Annotated in this window: 13 protein-coding genes; 6 read left to right on the top strand and 7 right to left on the bottom strand. The window is 54.8% G+C overall.

The window, feature by feature from the left end; all coding sequences use genetic code 11:
- Nucleotides 1-288 precede the first annotated feature (288 nt).
- The 3 genes from mglB (at nucleotide 289) to mglC (ending at nucleotide 3,903) form a co-directional block, all read left to right on the top strand.
- Entirely contained in the window at nucleotides 289-1,284 is a 996-nt protein-coding gene (gene mglB / locus LZU96_RS06835) for a galactose/glucose ABC transporter substrate-binding protein MglB (RefSeq protein WP_233987595.1), read from the top strand.
- Nucleotides 1,285-1,352: 68 nt separating this feature from the next.
- Nucleotides 1,353-2,873 (top strand): galactose/methyl galactoside ABC transporter ATP-binding protein MglA, encoded by a 1,521-nt coding sequence (gene mglA, locus LZU96_RS06840; RefSeq protein ID WP_233987596.1) that lies wholly within the window; start codon nucleotides 1,353-1,355, stop codon nucleotides 2,871-2,873.
- A 19-nt stretch (nucleotides 2,874-2,892) separates the two neighbouring features.
- On the top strand, nucleotides 2,893-3,903 hold the full coding sequence (gene mglC, locus LZU96_RS06845; protein WP_233987597.1) for a galactose/methyl galactoside ABC transporter permease MglC: 1,011 nt from the start codon (nucleotides 2,893-2,895) through the stop codon (nucleotides 3,901-3,903).
- A gap of 627 nt (nucleotides 3,904-4,530) precedes the next feature.
- Here the strand turns inward: mglC and sanA are convergent.
- The 6 genes from sanA to metG all read right to left on the bottom strand — a co-directional run bounded on the left by sanA (nucleotide 4,531) and on the right by metG (nucleotide 11,684).
- Nucleotides 4,531-5,250, bottom strand: coding sequence for an outer membrane permeability protein SanA (gene sanA, locus LZU96_RS06850; RefSeq protein WP_233987598.1), 720 nt, complete (start codon nucleotides 5,248-5,250; stop codon nucleotides 4,531-4,533).
- 134 nt (nucleotides 5,251-5,384) lie between these two features.
- Nucleotides 5,385-7,082, bottom strand: coding sequence for an NAD-dependent malic enzyme (locus LZU96_RS06855; RefSeq protein ID WP_233987599.1), 1,698 nt, complete (start codon nucleotides 7,080-7,082; stop codon nucleotides 5,385-5,387).
- Nucleotides 7,083-7,352: 270 nt separating this feature from the next.
- Complete coding sequence (cdd, locus tag LZU96_RS06860) at nucleotides 7,353-8,243, bottom strand: cytidine deaminase (protein WP_233987600.1); 891 nt, start codon at nucleotides 8,241-8,243, stop codon at nucleotides 7,353-7,355.
- Between the two features lie 120 nt (nucleotides 8,244-8,363).
- On the bottom strand, nucleotides 8,364-9,056 hold the full coding sequence (locus LZU96_RS06865; protein ID WP_233987601.1) for a CidB/LrgB family autolysis modulator: 693 nt from the start codon (nucleotides 9,054-9,056) through the stop codon (nucleotides 8,364-8,366).
- Nucleotides 9,049-9,441, bottom strand: a complete 393-nt coding sequence (locus LZU96_RS06870; RefSeq protein ID WP_233987602.1) for a CidA/LrgA family protein — start codon at nucleotides 9,439-9,441, stop codon at nucleotides 9,049-9,051. Before LZU96_RS06870 ends, LZU96_RS06865 begins: the two co-directional genes overlap by 8 nt.
- A gap of 209 nt (nucleotides 9,442-9,650) precedes the next feature.
- Nucleotides 9,651-11,684, bottom strand: coding sequence for a methionine--tRNA ligase (gene metG / locus LZU96_RS06875; RefSeq protein ID WP_233987603.1), 2,034 nt, complete (start codon nucleotides 11,682-11,684; stop codon nucleotides 9,651-9,653).
- Between the two features lie 177 nt (nucleotides 11,685-11,861).
- On the opposite strand from metG, the gene apbC reads away from it, so the two are divergent.
- A complete protein-coding gene (apbC, locus tag LZU96_RS06880) occupies nucleotides 11,862-12,974 on the top strand; it encodes an iron-sulfur cluster carrier protein ApbC (protein WP_233987604.1) in 1,113 nt (370 codons plus the stop codon).
- Here the strand turns inward: apbC and LZU96_RS06885 are convergent.
- Nucleotides 12,971-13,426, bottom strand: a complete 456-nt coding sequence (locus tag LZU96_RS06885; RefSeq protein ID WP_233987605.1) for a GNAT family N-acetyltransferase — start codon at nucleotides 13,424-13,426, stop codon at nucleotides 12,971-12,973. The two genes, apbC and LZU96_RS06885, sit on opposite strands and share 4 nt — an antisense overlap.
- 237 nt (nucleotides 13,427-13,663) lie before the next feature.
- On the opposite strand from LZU96_RS06885, the gene ahpC reads away from it, so the two are divergent.
- Nucleotides 13,664-14,227: an alkyl hydroperoxide reductase subunit C gene (gene ahpC / locus LZU96_RS06890; RefSeq protein ID WP_010617942.1), complete on the top strand. Its 564-nt coding sequence runs from the start codon at nucleotides 13,664-13,666 to the stop codon at nucleotides 14,225-14,227.
- 71 nt (nucleotides 14,228-14,298) lie between these two features.
- Nucleotides 14,299-15,867 carry an alkyl hydroperoxide reductase subunit F gene (gene ahpF, locus LZU96_RS06895; RefSeq protein WP_233987606.1) on the top strand — a complete coding sequence of 523 codons (1,569 nt, stop codon included), beginning with the start codon at nucleotides 14,299-14,301 and terminating at the stop codon, nucleotides 15,865-15,867.
- Nucleotides 15,868-15,915 lie beyond the last annotated feature (48 nt).

Raw genomic sequence — 15,915 nt, forward strand, 5'->3', positions numbered from 1 at the left:
AATTAACATTGCCCTCACTATGATGGCAGCGTCTCACCGGACTGAAACATTATGTAACGCCCGCGTAACCGCATCAGGCACCGCTTCAGTCACTGGATGAAATGGTTCACAACATATTCATATTCACGGAAGCGTTTGCGTACAGGGAAGTCAGATTTTGGACGGCGGTCCAGCGGCTTAGCGTAACGTTGTGTCTACTCCGCATCGCCGATCAGTTTTACCGATTGTTCTCCCGCCTCTGTGGCGCGGCAGAGCTAAAAAGACCCTGCATAAAAAACCGGAGATACCATGAATAAGAAGGTTTTCACGCTCACAGCACTGGTTGCCAGCATGATGTTTGGTGCAACCGCTCACGCAGCTGACACCCGTATCGGCGTGACCATTTACAAATATGATGACAACTTCATGTCGATGGTGCGCAAAGACATCGAGAAAGAAGCGAAAACCATCGGTGGCGTTCAGCTGCTGATGAATGACTCGCAGAACGACCAGTCTAAACAGAACGATCAGATCGACGTGCTGATGGCGAAAGGCGTGAAAGCGCTGGCGATTAACCTGGTTGACCCGGCGGCTGCCGCGGTAGTGGTCGATAAAGCGCGCGCGAATGAAGTGCCGGTGGTGTTCTTCAACAAAGAACCTAATGCCAAAGTGCTGGCCGGTTATGACAAAGCCTATTATGTCGGTACTGACTCTAAAGAGTCCGGCATCATCCAGGGCCAGCTGATTGAGAAGCACTGGAAAGCGACCCCGGCATGGGATTTGAACAAAGATGGTCAGATTCAGTTCGTGCTGCTGAAAGGCGAGCCAGGTCATCCTGATGCTGAAGCACGTACCAAATATGTGATCGATACCCTGAACAAAGATGGCCTGAAAACCCAGCAGCTAGCGATGGATACGGCGATGTGGGACACCGCTCAGGCGAAAGACAAGATGGATGCCTGGCTGTCAGGCCCGAACGCCAAAAAAATCGAAGTCGTTATCGCTAACAACGATGCCATGGCGATGGGTGCGGTTGAAGCGCTGAAAGCGCACAACATGACCTCGATTCCGGTGTTCGGCGTCGATGCACTGCCAGAAGCACTGGCGCTGGTGAAATCGGGCGCGCTGGCCGGTACCGTGCTGAACGATGCGGAAAACCAGGCGAAAGCGACGCTGGATATTGCCAACAACCTGGCAAATGGCAAAGCCGCCACTGACGGAACTAACTTCAAGATGGTTGATAAGATCGTCCGCGTTCCTTACGTTCCGGTTGATAAAGAAAATCTATCACAGTTCGTGAAATAAGATCGATTGCGGGCGCGACCGCTGTCGCGCCTTTTTTATGTCACCACCGTTTTTTAGCCAGGTAAATTATGGCCAGTGATAATACGACCGCGCAGCGAGAATATCTGCTGGAAATGACCGATGTCAGTAAATCATTTCCCGGCGTTAAAGCTTTAGATAATGTCAATTTAAAAGTGCGGCCTCACTCTGTTCATGCATTAATGGGCGAGAACGGCGCCGGAAAATCTACCTTATTAAAATGCCTGTTTGGTATTTATAAGAAAGATACCGGTAGCATTTTGTTTCAGGGTAAAGAGATCGATTATAAGAGCTCCAAAGAGGCGCTGGAAAATGGCGTGTCGATGGTGCATCAGGAATTAAACCTGGTATTACAGCGTACCGTGATGGACAACATGTGGCTGGGGCGTTATCCCCGTAAAGGCTTCTTTGTCGATCAGGACAAAATGTATAACGACACCAAGGCGATCTTTGACGAGCTGGATATCGATATCGATCCACGCGACAAAGTGGCGCATCTTTCCGTGTCGCAAATGCAGATGATTGAAATTGCCAAAGCGTTCTCTTATGACGCGAAAATTGTGATTATGGATGAGCCCACCTCCTCGTTAACCGAGAAAGAGGTCAATCATCTGTTCACCATTATTCGTAAGCTGAAAGATCGCGGCTGCGGCATTGTTTATATTTCGCACAAGATGGAAGAAATTTTCCAGCTGTGTGATGAAATCACCATTCTGCGTGATGGACAGTGGATCACCACCCAGCCGCTTGACGGGCTGGACATGGATAAGATCATCTCAATGATGGTTGGCCGTTCACTGAACCAGCGCTTTCCGGACCGGACCAACGTGCCGGGTGAAACCATCCTTGAGGTGCGTAACCTGACGTCATTGCGTCAGCCATCGATTCGCGACATCTCGTTTGATCTGCGTAAAGGGGAGATTCTCGGCATTGCCGGACTGGTGGGCGCTAAACGTACCGATATCGTCGAAACGCTGTTTGGCATTCGCGAAAAATCGGGCGGCACCATTAAACTGCACGGTAAAACGATTAATAATCACAGCGCCAACGAAGCTATTAACCACGGTTTCGCGCTGGTAACAGAAGAACGACGTTCGACCGGGATTTATGCTTTTCTGGATATTGGTTTTAACTCGCTTATTTCCAATATTAAAAAATATAAAAACAGTATGGGGCTGCTGGATAATAAACGCATGAAGAGTGATACCCAATGGGTGATCGATTCAATGCGGGTGAAAACGCCAGGTCACCATACGCAGATTGGTTCGCTTTCGGGTGGTAACCAGCAAAAAGTCATTATTGGTCGCTGGTTATTGACCCAGCCTGAAATCCTGATGCTTGATGAACCGACGCGCGGTATTGATGTCGGGGCAAAGTTCGAAATTTACCAGCTGATTGCTGAGCTGGCGAAAAGAGAAAAGGGCATCATTATTATCTCTTCCGAAATGCCAGAGCTGTTAGGCATTACCGACCGTATTCTGGTGATGAGTAATGGTCTGGTAGCAGGCATTGTTGATACCAAAACCACCACGCAGAACGAAATATTGCGTTTAGCGTCATTACACCTTTAATGAAGCAAGGGCTGTTAACATGAAAGCGACTACAAAAAAGAATGCGCTAACCTGGTTAAAAGAGGGCGGCATTTATGTCGTGCTGCTGGTACTGCTGGCTATTATTATTTTCCAGGACCCGACATTTTTAAGTTTAATGAACCTGAGTAACATTCTGACCCAATCTTCGGTGCGCATTATTATTGCACTGGGTGTGGCGGGGCTGATCGTTACCCAGGGTACTGACCTTTCCGCGGGTCGTCAGGTCGGTCTGGCTGCGGTCGTCGCAGCAACCTTGTTGCAGGCGATGGACAACGCTAACAAGGTATTCCCGTCGCTGGATACCGTGCCGATTCCGCTGGTAATCCTGACCGTCTGCATCATTGGCGGCGTGATTGGTCTGGTCAACGGTGTGATCATTGCCTACCTCAAGGTGACCCCGTTTATTACCACGCTCGGCACCATGATCATCGTTTATGGCATTAACTCGCTCTATTACGATTTTGTCGGTGCGTCACCGATTGCCGGTTTTGATGCTGGGTTCTCGAAATTTACCCAGGGCTTCTTACGCTTTGGTGATTTCAAGCTCTCGTTCATCACCTTCTACGCGGTGATTGCGATTGTGTTTGTCTGGGTGCTGTGGAACAAAACCCGCTTCGGTAAAAACATTTTTGCTATCGGTGGTAACCCGGAAGCGGCGAAAGTCTCAGGCGTTAACGTCAACCTGAACCTGATCATGATCTATGCGCTGTCCGGTGTGTTCTACGCCTTCGGCGGGATGCTGGAAGCGGGCCGTATCGGCTCGGCAACCAACAACCTCGGCTTTATGTATGAGCTGGATGCGATTGCGGCCTGTGTGGTCGGCGGCGTCTCCTTCGCCGGCGGTGTCGGTAGCGTGGCGGGCGTGGTGACCGGTGTACTGATCTTCACCGTTATCAACTACGGCCTGACCTATATCGGTGTTAACCCTTACTGGCAGTACATTATCAAAGGCGGCATCATCATTTTCGCCGTGGCGCTGGATTCGCTGAAATACTCGCGCAAAAAATAATGCGCTGGCGATGACGTCAGAAAAGCAGAGCGACCTTCGGGTCGCTTTTTTTATGGGAAAAGTGCTGGCGTTGTTGCTGTGAGACGGAGTATGCGAAGGGAACACGGTCAGATCGGAAAGTCGCAAAAGCCGTCATCCATGACATGCTCGGCCCGCGCCATCCCTGGCGCGGGACGCTTTCCTATTCTGACCGTGTTCCCTGCGCGTTGAGCTTAGTCATTGCTATCAGATTCACCCTGCTCCAACTTCTCAGCAATCTGTAGAGACCCTAAGGGGGGAGTCGTGCTGAATTCGCTGTAGTAGCATGAGAGGTGTGAGCTTAAATATCACAGCAGACTGGTCTTCACTTTTAGACGGCGACAAAAGTTAAAGCGAAGGGTCATATGCCGATAGCAAAGCATCGCGGGCCAGGGACAAAAAAGCCGGGAGCGTTTTTAACAACGCAAACGTTGGCCCGGCTACGGGCGCACCTCAGGGATGAGCTGCGGCATAGCCCATGCTGAGCCCGCCACAGAAGGCGGTTTTGCGTCTTTGCGCAAGGGCAGGCTCCCGGAGCCCTGCACGTACTATCAGACCCCAGCATGGGCGTCACAGTCAGCACAGCATAAAGAAGCCGCTGTGCGTAAGCTATTTACGCAGCTTCTGTTCCAGTTCCAGCAACTGTTCCGGCGTCACCGCCGGGTAACTTTGCGCATCTTCGGGGACCTCGCGCACTGCCGGAATGGGCACCAGCGGCCCGAGGAAGCGGGGCTCCCGCTTCAGCAGGAACAGGTCAGCCAGCGCACCCAATCGCGCACCGACCTCACGGAAACGCACGCTCAGCATGTTTTTCGGCGAGGGCACGGCATAACACTGCGCCTGAATGCCAAGCTGCAGCGCGATAAACAGCGCACGTTCACAGTGGAAGCGTTGAGTGATGATAATGAAGTCGTTGGTATCGAATACTTTACGGGTGCGGACAATCGAATCCAGGGTACGGAAACCGGCATAGTCCAGCACGATATCCGCCGGATCGACACCGGCTTTGATGAGATCGCGGCGCATGGTCATCGGCTCGTTATAGCTTTGCAGCGCATTATCACCGCTCAGCAGCAGGTAGTTTACTTTGCCGCTGTTGTAAGCATTCAGCGCGCCCTGCATCCGATAGAGGTAATACTGATTGATGACGCCGGTGCGATAATATTTAGCCGTACCCAGTACCACACCGACCTGACGATGTGGCAAAGAGGCGACATTCTCGTAGATAAAGGGCGCAGTTTTCCAGCTGATCCAGCGATCAAGGCCAAGCGCCGTCGCCACCATCAGCAGGATGATGAAAAGCAGTCCAATGAAAACGCGTTTCAGCATGCGCCTGGAGACTCGATATCAGAATGGTGAGATGGCACAAGGCTACTTGAGCCGCCGCAGCGAAGCAAGTTAGTGCCGGTTGGCTGGTCTCTTTTTGAGCATTGCCGGACCAGAATAGGTCCGGCAGCGCACGATTAGATCGAGGTACGACGATAATGACGGTATTGCGGCAGCCAGAAGTTGTTGGCAATTGCCTGCGACAGCACATCTTCAGAGGTGACGACAGCCACACCTGCCAGCTGTGCCGCTTTACCGACTTCCATAGCGATGATTTTCGACACGCCCTGGATATCTTTGATTTCAGGCAGAACCGGACCTTCGCCATCGTTAACCAGCGGGGAGCAGTCAGCCAGGGCACGGCTGGCAGTCATCAGCATGGTATCCGTCACGCGACTGGCACCTGAGGCGATAACGCCCAGACCAATACCGGGGAAGATATAGGAGTTGTTGCACTGGGCAATCGGGTAGATTTTTCCGTTCCAGCTGACCGGCGAGAACGGGCTGCCGGTGGCGACCAGTGCCGCGCCGTCGGTCCAGGCGATGATGTCGGCTGGCGTCGCTTCAACGCGTGAGGTCGGGTTAGAGAGCGGCATGACGATCGGGCGTTTGCAGTGCTTGTGCATCTCGCGGATGATCTCTTCGGTGAACAGCCCTGGCTGACCCGATACCCCAATCAGAATATCCGGCCGGGCGTTACGCACCACGTCGAGCAGCGAAATCGCGTCGCTGGTGACATCCCAGTGCTGAATGTTTTCACTTTTCTGCACCAGCTTGCTCTGGAAATCGAGCAGGTTAGGCAGCTTGTCGGTCAGCAGACCAAAGCGATCCACCATCATGACCCGGCTGCGCGCTTCTTCATCGCTCAGACCTTCCGATTTCATCTGCGCAATAATCTGTTCCGCGATGCCACAACCGGCAGAACCGGCGCCCAGGAACACCACTTTCTGTTCGCACAGGCGGCTACCGGCGGCGCGGCTGGCGGCGATCAGTGTCCCGACGGTGACCGCGGCGGTGCCCTGAATGTCGTCGTTAAAGCAGCAGACTTCATCACGATAGCGGTTAAGTAACGGCATGGCGTTCTTCTGGGCGAAATCTTCGAACTGCAACAGCACTTTCGGCCAGCGGCGTTTTACCGCCTGAATAAATTCGTTAACGAAAGCATCGTACTCTTCGCCGGTAATACGCGGGTGACGCCAGCCCATGTAGAGCGGATCGTTCAGCAACTGCTGGTTATTGGTACCGACATCCAGCACCACCGGCAGGGTATAGGCTGGGCTGATACCGCCACAGGCGGTGTAAAGCGACAGTTTACCGATCGGGATGCCCATACCGCCGATGCCCTGGTCACCCAGACCCAGAATGCGCTCACCGTCAGTAACCACAATCACTTTCACGTTCTGTTTAGTGGCGTTCTGCAGCATATCTTCGATACGGTCGCGGTTCGGGTAAGAGATGAAGACCCCGCGTGCGCGGCGATAAATTTCAGAGAAGTGTTCACAGGCAGCGCCGACGGTAGGGGTATAGATAATCGGCATCATCTCTTCGAGATGGTTATCCAGCAGGCGATAGAACAGCGTTTCGTTGGTGTCCTGGATGTTACGCAGATAGACGTGCTTATCGTTATTGTTTTTGAAATCCTGGAACTGACGCCAGGCACGCTGCGCCTGCTCTTCAATTGACTCTACCGCTTCCGGCAGCAGGCCATTGAGATTAAATTCGTTGCGTTCTTCGATGCTAAAGGCACTGCCTTTGTTGAGCAGGGGAAATTCCAGCAAAATCGGGCCAGCGTAAGGGATGTAGAGCGGACGTTTACTTTCGTAGTCGAGTTCCATGCAGTGATGCTCCGGTTGCAGTGTTGTCTGGCGTCACGCCGGAAAGGTAGCGCCAGTTTACTTACCCGTTATAGCTCAGGCTGCAGGAGCAGTGCAGCGGCCGAGTTTCCGCTGCGCATCATTCACGTACCTGCTGCTATCCTGCAACCCGAATTATTCAGAGTAATTTGTCATGACGTGAATTCTGGCGCCAGATCCTATGAAATTTCCCACAGAAGTACAGCATTTGTTCATAAAAGGTCACAAAACTGTGGCCTTTCTGACAGCCGGTTATGCTTTGTGCAATCTGACAGCCAGCAGCTCACTGCAACCAAAGGTCTGTAATGTGGCCTGCGTGGCGGCAAACTGGCTCAGCGTGGCATTTTCGACTTCTGCCAGCACCGCTCTTTTTATCTGGCTGCTGTGACCGCCCTGCATATTCAGCAGCACCAGCGCGGCCTGTAACGGCGGAAAGCTGGGGTTAAACGCCGCGTTCTCAGCATAGCGACCGGTCACAATGGTGCCGGATTCGGTTTCCAGCGCCACGCCGCTGTGTGACTGGCTGTAGGGCGCGTGACTGGCGTTGGCCGCCGCAACGGCAGCCTGTACCAGCGGATCGCCGTCAGCACGATAGCCGTGATCGACCGCGTCCATCAGCAGCGTGGTGATGTCGAGATCGCGCGGGCCAAAGGCATCAGGCAGGTAATCCGCCAGGGTGCTGATGGCGCGCTGCGGCAGCGAAATACGAATCTCTGTGCCGCTGTTGAGTTCATTCATAAACTGACGGCAGTGGCCGCACGGCGTGTAGTTGACCGTGATGGTCTCCAGCCGGCGTTCACCGCGCAGCCAGGCGTGGGTGATGGCACTCTGCTCAGCGTGTACCGTCTGTTGCAGCGGCGTGCCGGTAAACTCCATGTTGGCACCGAAGTACCAGGTACCGCTGACGCCACGGGCGATAGCACCAACGTTAAAGTGTGACACCGTCGCTACGGCACAGGCCGCTGCCAGTGGCAGCAGCGCCAGCGCCAGCGCATCGGCGTCCATCTGAGTCTGTTGCTGAAGCGACGCGACCTGGTCGGCGTTCAGCACGGCCTGAAAGTCAGGCGCGTCCAGCAGCGGAGCCAGCGCCGTTTGCAGAGTTGACGGCAACGCCTCGAAGGCGGAGAGGAAACGTGAATGCATGAGAGCCTCATTAAATTCAGCAGGGCGATATGCCAGTCATCGGTTTATATGTGATCCACATCGCTCTGACAATGCAACCTGTGTTGCATGTTTCAACTTTGCGAGATCTCTCGCAAAGTTTTAGCCAAACCAGTGCAGCAGAACCGGAAAAATAATCGGGGCTAGCAGTGAGGTGATAATGCCGCAGATCACCAGCGCCAGTGAGCTGAATGCCCCTTCCTGATAATCGAGTTCTGCGGCGCGGGCGGTGCCAAGGGCATGAGAAGCGTTGCCGATCGCCAGGCCGCGCGCCGCTTTAGATTTGACGCCAAGCAGATTCAGCAGCATATGACCGAATACCGCGCCCAGCACGCCGGCGATCAGCACGCAGATCGCGCTGATCGCCGGAATGCCGTGCAGCGAACCGGCCACCGCCATCGCAATCGGCGTGGTCACCGACTTGGGAATGATCGTGGCGGCAATTTCCGGCGTAGCACCCAGCCACAAGGCGATGGCGGTGCCCGACACCATCGCCGTCAGGCTGCCGATAAAACAGACGCCAATGATCGACTTCCAGCGGGCGCGAATCTGATGCATCTGCTCATACAGCGGCAGCGCCAGCGCCACCACCGCCGGTTGCAGCAGCTGATTGAGAATCTGACTGCCGGCAAAATAGCGCGAGTAGGGCAGCTGCAACAGCAGCAGGATCGGGATGATAATCGCCATCGCCACCAGCAGCGGATTGAGCAGCGAGATTTTCAGGGTTAGCGCCAGCTTGCGCGCCAGAAAGAAAGCCGCCAGCGTCAGCGGCAGCGACCACCAGATATCACTCATCCTCTGACTCCCTCACCGGGCGGCGGCTATGGAGCTGGTGAGCGCTTACGCCGACCACAGCCAGCACCACAAAGGTACTGACGATGCAGGAGATGACGATCGGACCAAACTGGGCGCTGAGAATATCGGTGTGGCTCATCACGCCGACGCTGATCGGCACAAACAGCAGCGCCATGTAACGAATGATCAGATGACAGCCCGGTTTTACCCAGCTGACCGGCAGGATTTGAGATGCCAGCAGGGCGAACAGGATCAGCATTCCAAGAATACTGCCAGGAATGGTGATTGGCAGCAGCGAGGCGATGCCGTTGCCACTGTATAAGCAGAGATAAATGATAATAAAGGCACGTAGGTAGCGCCCGCAGACAGACAGCACGGTGAGCATGACAGGCTCCTGTTTTCACTGAGCTTCATCATACGCATTAACCGCTTAGCGTGCTAGCGATCACATAACAGGCACCAGGCAGACGCTCGGTGGTGCAGAGCAGAAGATAACCCACACAGAAGAGGAATGAGGAGTGAGGAAAAAGAGGGGGAAGAAACGATCTTCCCCTACTGCTGTTGCCAGCAGTAAGGAAAGATCATGGCGGGCGGTTACTTAACCGGCATACCCGGTACCGCACCGCTGTCTACCGACAGCACAAACAGATCTTTGCCGCCAGGACCGGCTGACAGCACCATCCCTTCGGAGATGCCAAAGCGCATTTTTCGCGGAGCCAGGTTAGCCACGATGATGGTCATCTTGCCGACCAGCACCGATGGATCGGGATAGGCCGCGCGGATGCCAGAGAAGATCTGACGCTTCTCGCCACCCAGGTCGAGCTGCAGACGCAGCAGCTTGTCCGAGCCCTCAACCAGCTCGGCCTGCTCAATCAGCGCCACCCGCATATCGACTTTGGCAAAATCGTCGATGGTGATGGTGTCACCTACTGGCGCATCCGCCAGCGGACCGCTGACTGCCGGCGCGCTGGCCGCGGCGGCATCTTCTTTCGACGCCTCGATCAGCCCCTCAACCTTCGCCATTTCAATGCGGCTGTAGAGCGCTTTAAACGGCGCAACCTGGTGATCCAGCAGCGGCTGCGGGATCGCATCCCAGCTCAGTTCGCAGTTAAGGAAGCCTTCTGCCCGCGCACTCAGCGACGGCAGCACCGGCTTCAGCCAGGTCATCAGCACGCGGAACAGGTTAATCCCCATTGAGCAGATCGCCTGCAGATCGGCGTCACGGCCTTCCTGCTTCGCCACCACCCACGGTGCCTGCTCATCCACGTAGCGGTTTGCCAGATCGGCCAGCGCCATGATTTCACGGATAGCGCGGCTGTACTCGCGGCTCGCCCAGGCTTCGCCAATCTTCTCTGACGCATCCACAAAGGTTTGATAGAGCGCCGGATCGGCCAGTTCAGCCGCCAGCTTGCCGTCAAAGCGTTTGGTAATGAAGCCAGCGTTACGTGAGGCCAGGTTAACCACTTTATTCACGATGTCAGCATTCACGCGCTGAACGAAATCTTCCAGATTCAGGTCGATGTCGTCGATGCGGGACGAGAGCTTGGCTGCGTAGTAATAACGCAGGCTGTCGGCATCCAGATGCTGCAGCCAGGTGCTGGCTTTAATAAAGGTGCCGCGCGATTTCGACATCTTGGCCCCGTTCACTGTCACATAACCGTGCACAAACAGGTTATTCGGCTTGCGGAAGTCGCTGCCTTCCAGCATTGCCGGCCAGAACAGGCTGTGGAAGTAGACGATATCTTTGCCGATAAAGTGATAGAGCTCGGTGGTGGAGTCTTTACGCCAGAATTCATCAAAGTCGATGTCGCCACGCTTGTCACACAGGTTCTTAAACGAGCCCATGTAGCCGATTGGCGCATCCAGCCAGACGTAGAAATATTTGCCTGGCGCATCCGGGATCTCGAAACCGAAATAGGGCGCATCACGCGAAATATCCCACTGTTGCAGACCCGATTCGAACCACTCTTGCATCTTATTGGCAACCTGATCCTGCAACGCACCGGAACGGGTCCAGGCCTGCAGCATGGCGCTGAACGATGGCAGATCAAAGAAGAAGTGTTCAGAGTCGCGCAGCACCGGCGTCGCACCGGAGACCACTGACTTCGGATCAATCAGTTCGGTCGGGCTGTAGGTTGCACCGCAGACTTCACAGTTATCACCATACTGATCGGCAGATTTACATTTCGGGCAGGTGCCTTTAACAAAACGGTCCGGCAGGAACATCCCTTTTTCCGGATCGTAGAGCTGAGAAATGGTGCGGTTCTTAATGAAACCGTTCTCTTTCAGGCGGCCGTAAATCAGCGCCGAGAGCTGGCGGTTCTCGTCACCGTGCGTTGAGTGATAGTTGTCATAGCTGACGTTGAAACCGGCAAAATCCGCCTCGTGCTCCTGTTTCATTTCAGCAATCATCTGCTCCGGCGCGATGCCAAGCTGCTGCGCTTTCAGCATGATCGGCGTGCCGTGCGCGTCATCGGCGCAGATGAAGTAAACCTGATTGCCACGCATTCGCTGGTAACGCACCCAAATGTCTGCCTGAATATGCTCGAGCATGTGGCCGAGATGGATTGATCCGTTCGCGTAAGGCAGCGCGCAGGTTACCAGAATTTTTTTAGCGACTTGAGTCATAGTTTGCGTAGCTTTCTGTTGATTGAAAAAACGGGCTTAGATGGTAACCGAAGGCTCCGCTGGCGTAAACACAAGGGATTCGCCACCGCCAGTCGCCGCGAAACCCTGGCCATCTGATATCATTGACAATACATCGCTGAAGCACAGCGTAAGAACAGCAGAAAAAAGGAGTGGGGGATGACAGCACAATCCCGGGAACCGCATACGCCTGAAGCCCTGCGCGCCATCGTGGTTGGCGTGCTGAGAGGCTTTGAGCATCCGACGCTTCAACAGAATCTCACTGCGCTGAAAGCGTTACATCATGTGGCGCAGCTCGACGGCAAACTGCATATCGAACTGATTATGCCGTTTGCCTGGGCCAGCGCCTTTGAAGAACTGAAAGCTGAAACCAGCGCGGAGCTGCTGCGCCTGACCGGCACGCGCGCCATTGACTGGCGTTTAAGCCACGATATCGCCACCCTGAAGCGGGTGAAAAATCAGCCGGGCGTTAACGGCGTGAAAAATATTATTGCCGTCAGCTCCGGCAAAGGCGGCGTGGGCAAATCCAGCACCGCTGTCAATATGGCGCTGGCGCTGGCCGCCGAAGGCGCGCGCGTCGGCATCCTCGACGCCGATATTTATGGCCCGTCGGTGCCGAATATGCTCGGCACCGAACACGAGCGGCCCACCTCGCCCGATGGGACCCATATGGCACCGATTATGGCGCACGGGCTGGCCACTAACTCAATCGGCTATCTGGTAACGGACGATAACGCGATGGTATGGCGCGGCCCGATGGCCAGCAAAGCGCTGATGCAGCTGCTCAACGAAACCCTGTGGCCGGAGCTCGATTATCTGGTGCTGGATATGCCGCCCGGCACCGGCGATATCCAGCTGACGCTGGCGCAGAATGTCCCGGTCACCGGCGCGCTGGTGGTCACCACGCCGCAGGACATCGCGCTGATCGACGCCCGCAAAGGGATCGTGATGTTTGAGAAAGTCAGCGTGCCGGTGCTGGGCGTGGTAGAGAACATGAGCCTGCACATCTGCAGCCAGTGCGGATTCCACGAACCGATCTTCGGTACCGGTGGGGCACAAAAACTGGTGGCTGATTACCAGACTCAGCTACTGGCCCAGTTGCCGCTGCACATTAACCTGCGAGAAGATCTGGATGAAGGCCAGCCGACGGTGATTCGCCGGCCGGAGAGTGAATTTACCGCGCTCTACCGCCAGCTTGCCGGACGGGTTGCCGCCCAGCTTTACTGGCAGGGCGAGGTGATCCCTGGCGATATCGCGTTCCGCGCGCTCTAAGCCCGGCCCGACCCGCTGGTGTATTCAGACGCCAGCGGGTAGTGCATCAGCACATAGCCTCCCTGTTCCCCTTCGCCCTGTGAAATCATCTTCCAGCCATGTTTCAGGTAAAACGCCTGTGCTGCTTTATTCATCGACAGACACTTCAGCGCGCCGGTCGAGGTGAAGCGCGCCTGAACCGCTTCCAGCAACGCGCTGCCGGCACCGCGGCCCTGCCAGTCAGGCGCGACATAGAGGCTATGCAGGAAATTGTCATTCTCCAGCAGGCCGGCAAAGCCGACCCGCTGACCGTCGCTCTCGGCCACCAGTACGGTTTCACCGAGGATTACGCTATCAAAGTCTTCCAGCTGCCAGTCGCTGCCATCCAGCCAGTGCCAGTTATGCCGACGCGATGCCAGAAACAGCGTACGCAAAAAAGGTCGATCGGCTTCAGTAAACGGACGAATCTCCACAAGTCAGCTCCCTTTATCTCCGGTCTTACAAAGCTAGCAGCGATTGGCGGAAAAGATTTGGAAAAGATAAAGCGGGTTAATTGTCGCGCCATTCGCTGTACACTGCCTCGCGGGCCAGAGAGCATCACGCTTTCCGCGTTTGATAGCTTTCGTTTATTTGATTGATAACGACTGCATATTAGATGTTGGCCCGGAAATTCTGTAACGTACATCACATAATTCAACGGAGGCCATCAGATGTCTATTATCAATACCAAAATCAAGCCGTTTAAAAACGCAGCATTCAAAAACGGCGAGTTCATCGACGTAACCGAGAAAGACGTTGAAGGTAAATGGAGTGTGTTCTTCTTCTACCCGGCTGACTTTACCTTCGTTTGCCCGACCGAACTGGGTGACGTAGCCGATCATTACGAAGAGTTCCAGAAACTGGGCGTAGATATCTACTCCGTTTCAACCGACACCCACTTTACCCACAAAGCCTGGCACGGTTCTTCAGACACCATCGCGAAGATTCAGTACGCGATGATCGGCGACCCGACTGGCGCGCTGACCCGTAACTTCGAAATCATGCGCGAAGCAGAAGGCCTGGCTGACCGTGGTACCTTCATCGTTGACCCGGAAGGTATCATCCAGGCGATCGAAATCACTGCGGAAGGCATTGGCCGTGACGCCTCTGACCTGCTGCGTAAAGTGAAAGCGGCACAGTACGTCGCCTCTCACCCAGGCGAAGTGTGCCCGGCGAAATGGAAAGAAGGTGATGCAACACTGGCTCCATCTCTGGACCTGGTTGGCAAAATCTAATCCCGCTTCGGCCTTTCGATCTTTCTCTCATCGGGTGCCACGGCACCCGATTTTTTGACCAGGATATCACTATGCTCGACACAAATTTGAAAACTCAGCTCAAGGCTTACCTTGAGAAATTAACCAAACCTGTTGAGTTGATTGCCACTCTGGATGAGGGTGCCAAATCAACCGAGATCCGTGAACTGTTGGTCGACATCGCAGGCTTGTCTGATAAGGTCAGCTTCCGCGAAGAGAACGATCGTCAGGTCCGTAAACCGTCGTTTTTAATCACTAACCCAGGTTCGAACAACGGCCCGCGTTTTGCCGGTTCGCCACTGGGTCACGAATTTACCTCACTGGTGCTGGCGCTGTTGCAGACCGGTGGGCACCCATCGAAAGAAGCGCAGAGCCTGCTGGATCAGGTTGCCGCGCTGGATGGCGATTTCCATTTCGAAACCTATTATTCGCTCTCATGCCACAACTGCCCTGATGTGGTACAGGCGCTGAACCTGATGGCGGTGCTGAACCCACGCATCAGCCACACCGCGATTGACGGTGGCCTGTTCCAGAATGAAATTCAGGAACGCAACGTGATGGGCGTGCCGGCGGTTTACCTTAACGGTAAAGAGTTTGGTCAGGGCCGCATGAGCCTGGCAGAAATCGTCAGCAAAGTGGACACCAACGCCGACAAACGTGCCGCTGAAGAGCTGAACAAGCGTGACGCCTATGACGTTCTGATCATTGGTAGCGGACCGGCGGGCGCAGCAGCAGCAATCTATTCTGCCCGTAAAGGCATTCGTACCGGTCTGATGGGCGAACGTTTCGGCGGCCAGGTGCTGGACACTGTGGATATCGAAAACTACATTTCTGTGCCGAAAACCGAAGGGGCCAAACTGGCTGGTTCACTGCGCGCACACGTCGATGATTACAATGTCGATGTGATTGAGAGCCAGAGCGCCATCAAACTGATTCCGGCAGCGGCTGCGGGCGGCCTGCACGCGGTTGAAACTGCCTCCGGCGCAGTACTGAAATCACGCAGCATTATCCTGGCGACCGGCGCACGCTGGCGTAACATGGGTGTGCCGGGCGAAGAAGAGTATCGCACCAAAGGCGTTACCTACTGTCCGCACTGTGACGGCCCGCTGTTTAAAGGCAAGCGTACCGCAGTGATCGGCGGCGGTAACTCCGGCGTTGAAGCGGCGATTGACCTGGCTGGCATCGTTGAACATGTCACGCTGTTGGAATTTGCCGGTGAGATGCGTGCTGACAAGGTGTTGCAGGATAAACTGCGCAGCCTGAAAAACGTTGATGTGATCCTGAATGCCCAGACTACCGAAGTGAAAGGCGACGGTAGCAAGGTGACCGGTCTGCAGTATATCGACCGTACCAGCCAGACCACTCACGAACTGCCGCTGTCCGGTATTTTCGTGCAGATCGGTCTGCTGCCTAACACCCCGTGGCTGGAAGGCGCCGTTGAGCGCAACAAAATGGGTGAAATCATCATTGATGCCAAGTGCGAAACCAGCCTGAAAGGCGTTTTCGCGGCCGGTGACTGCACCACGGTGCCGTACAAACAGATCATTATCGCCAGCGGCGAAGGTGCAAAAGCCTCGCTGAGCGCCTTTGATTACCTGATTCGCACCAAAGTGGCTGAATAAGTTTTGCGATAGCCACGCAACAGCCCCTCGACAGATGTTGAGGGGCTT

This window comes from Pantoea agglomerans (assembly GCF_021397715.1).
In the GTDB taxonomy this organism is placed as follows: Bacteria; Pseudomonadota; Gammaproteobacteria; order Enterobacterales; family Enterobacteriaceae; genus Pantoea; species Pantoea astica.

What these genes read in the sequence shown, in the direction of transcription:
- mglC (WP_233987597.1), top strand. Translation starts at nt 2,893, where the DNA reads ATGAAAGCGACTACAAAAAAGAATGCGCTAACCTGGTTAAAAGAGGGC.
- LZU96_RS06870 (WP_233987602.1), bottom strand. Translation starts at nt 9,441, where the DNA reads ATGCTCACCGTGCTGTCTGTCTGCGGGCGCTACCTACGTGCCTTTATT.
- cdd (WP_233987600.1), bottom strand. Translation starts at nt 8,243, where the DNA reads ATGCATTCACGTTTCCTCTCCGCCTTCGAGGCGTTGCCGTCAACTCTG.
- apbC (WP_233987604.1), top strand. Translation starts at nt 11,862, where the DNA reads ATGACAGCACAATCCCGGGAACCGCATACGCCTGAAGCCCTGCGCGCC.
- LZU96_RS06865 (WP_233987601.1), bottom strand. Translation starts at nt 9,056, where the DNA reads ATGAGTGATATCTGGTGGTCGCTGCCGCTGACGCTGGCGGCTTTCTTT.
- LZU96_RS06855 (WP_233987599.1), bottom strand. Translation starts at nt 7,082, where the DNA reads ATGGAACTCGACTACGAAAGTAAACGTCCGCTCTACATCCCTTACGCT.
- ahpF (WP_233987606.1), top strand. Translation starts at nt 14,299, where the DNA reads ATGCTCGACACAAATTTGAAAACTCAGCTCAAGGCTTACCTTGAGAAA.
- mglA (WP_233987596.1), top strand. Translation starts at nt 1,353, where the DNA reads ATGGCCAGTGATAATACGACCGCGCAGCGAGAATATCTGCTGGAAATG.
- metG (WP_233987603.1), bottom strand. Translation starts at nt 11,684, where the DNA reads ATGACTCAAGTCGCTAAAAAAATTCTGGTAACCTGCGCGCTGCCTTAC.
- sanA (WP_233987598.1), bottom strand. Translation starts at nt 5,250, where the DNA reads ATGCTGAAACGCGTTTTCATTGGACTGCTTTTCATCATCCTGCTGATG.
- ahpC (WP_010617942.1), top strand. Translation starts at nt 13,664, where the DNA reads ATGTCTATTATCAATACCAAAATCAAGCCGTTTAAAAACGCAGCATTC.
- mglB (WP_233987595.1), top strand. Translation starts at nt 289, where the DNA reads ATGAATAAGAAGGTTTTCACGCTCACAGCACTGGTTGCCAGCATGATG.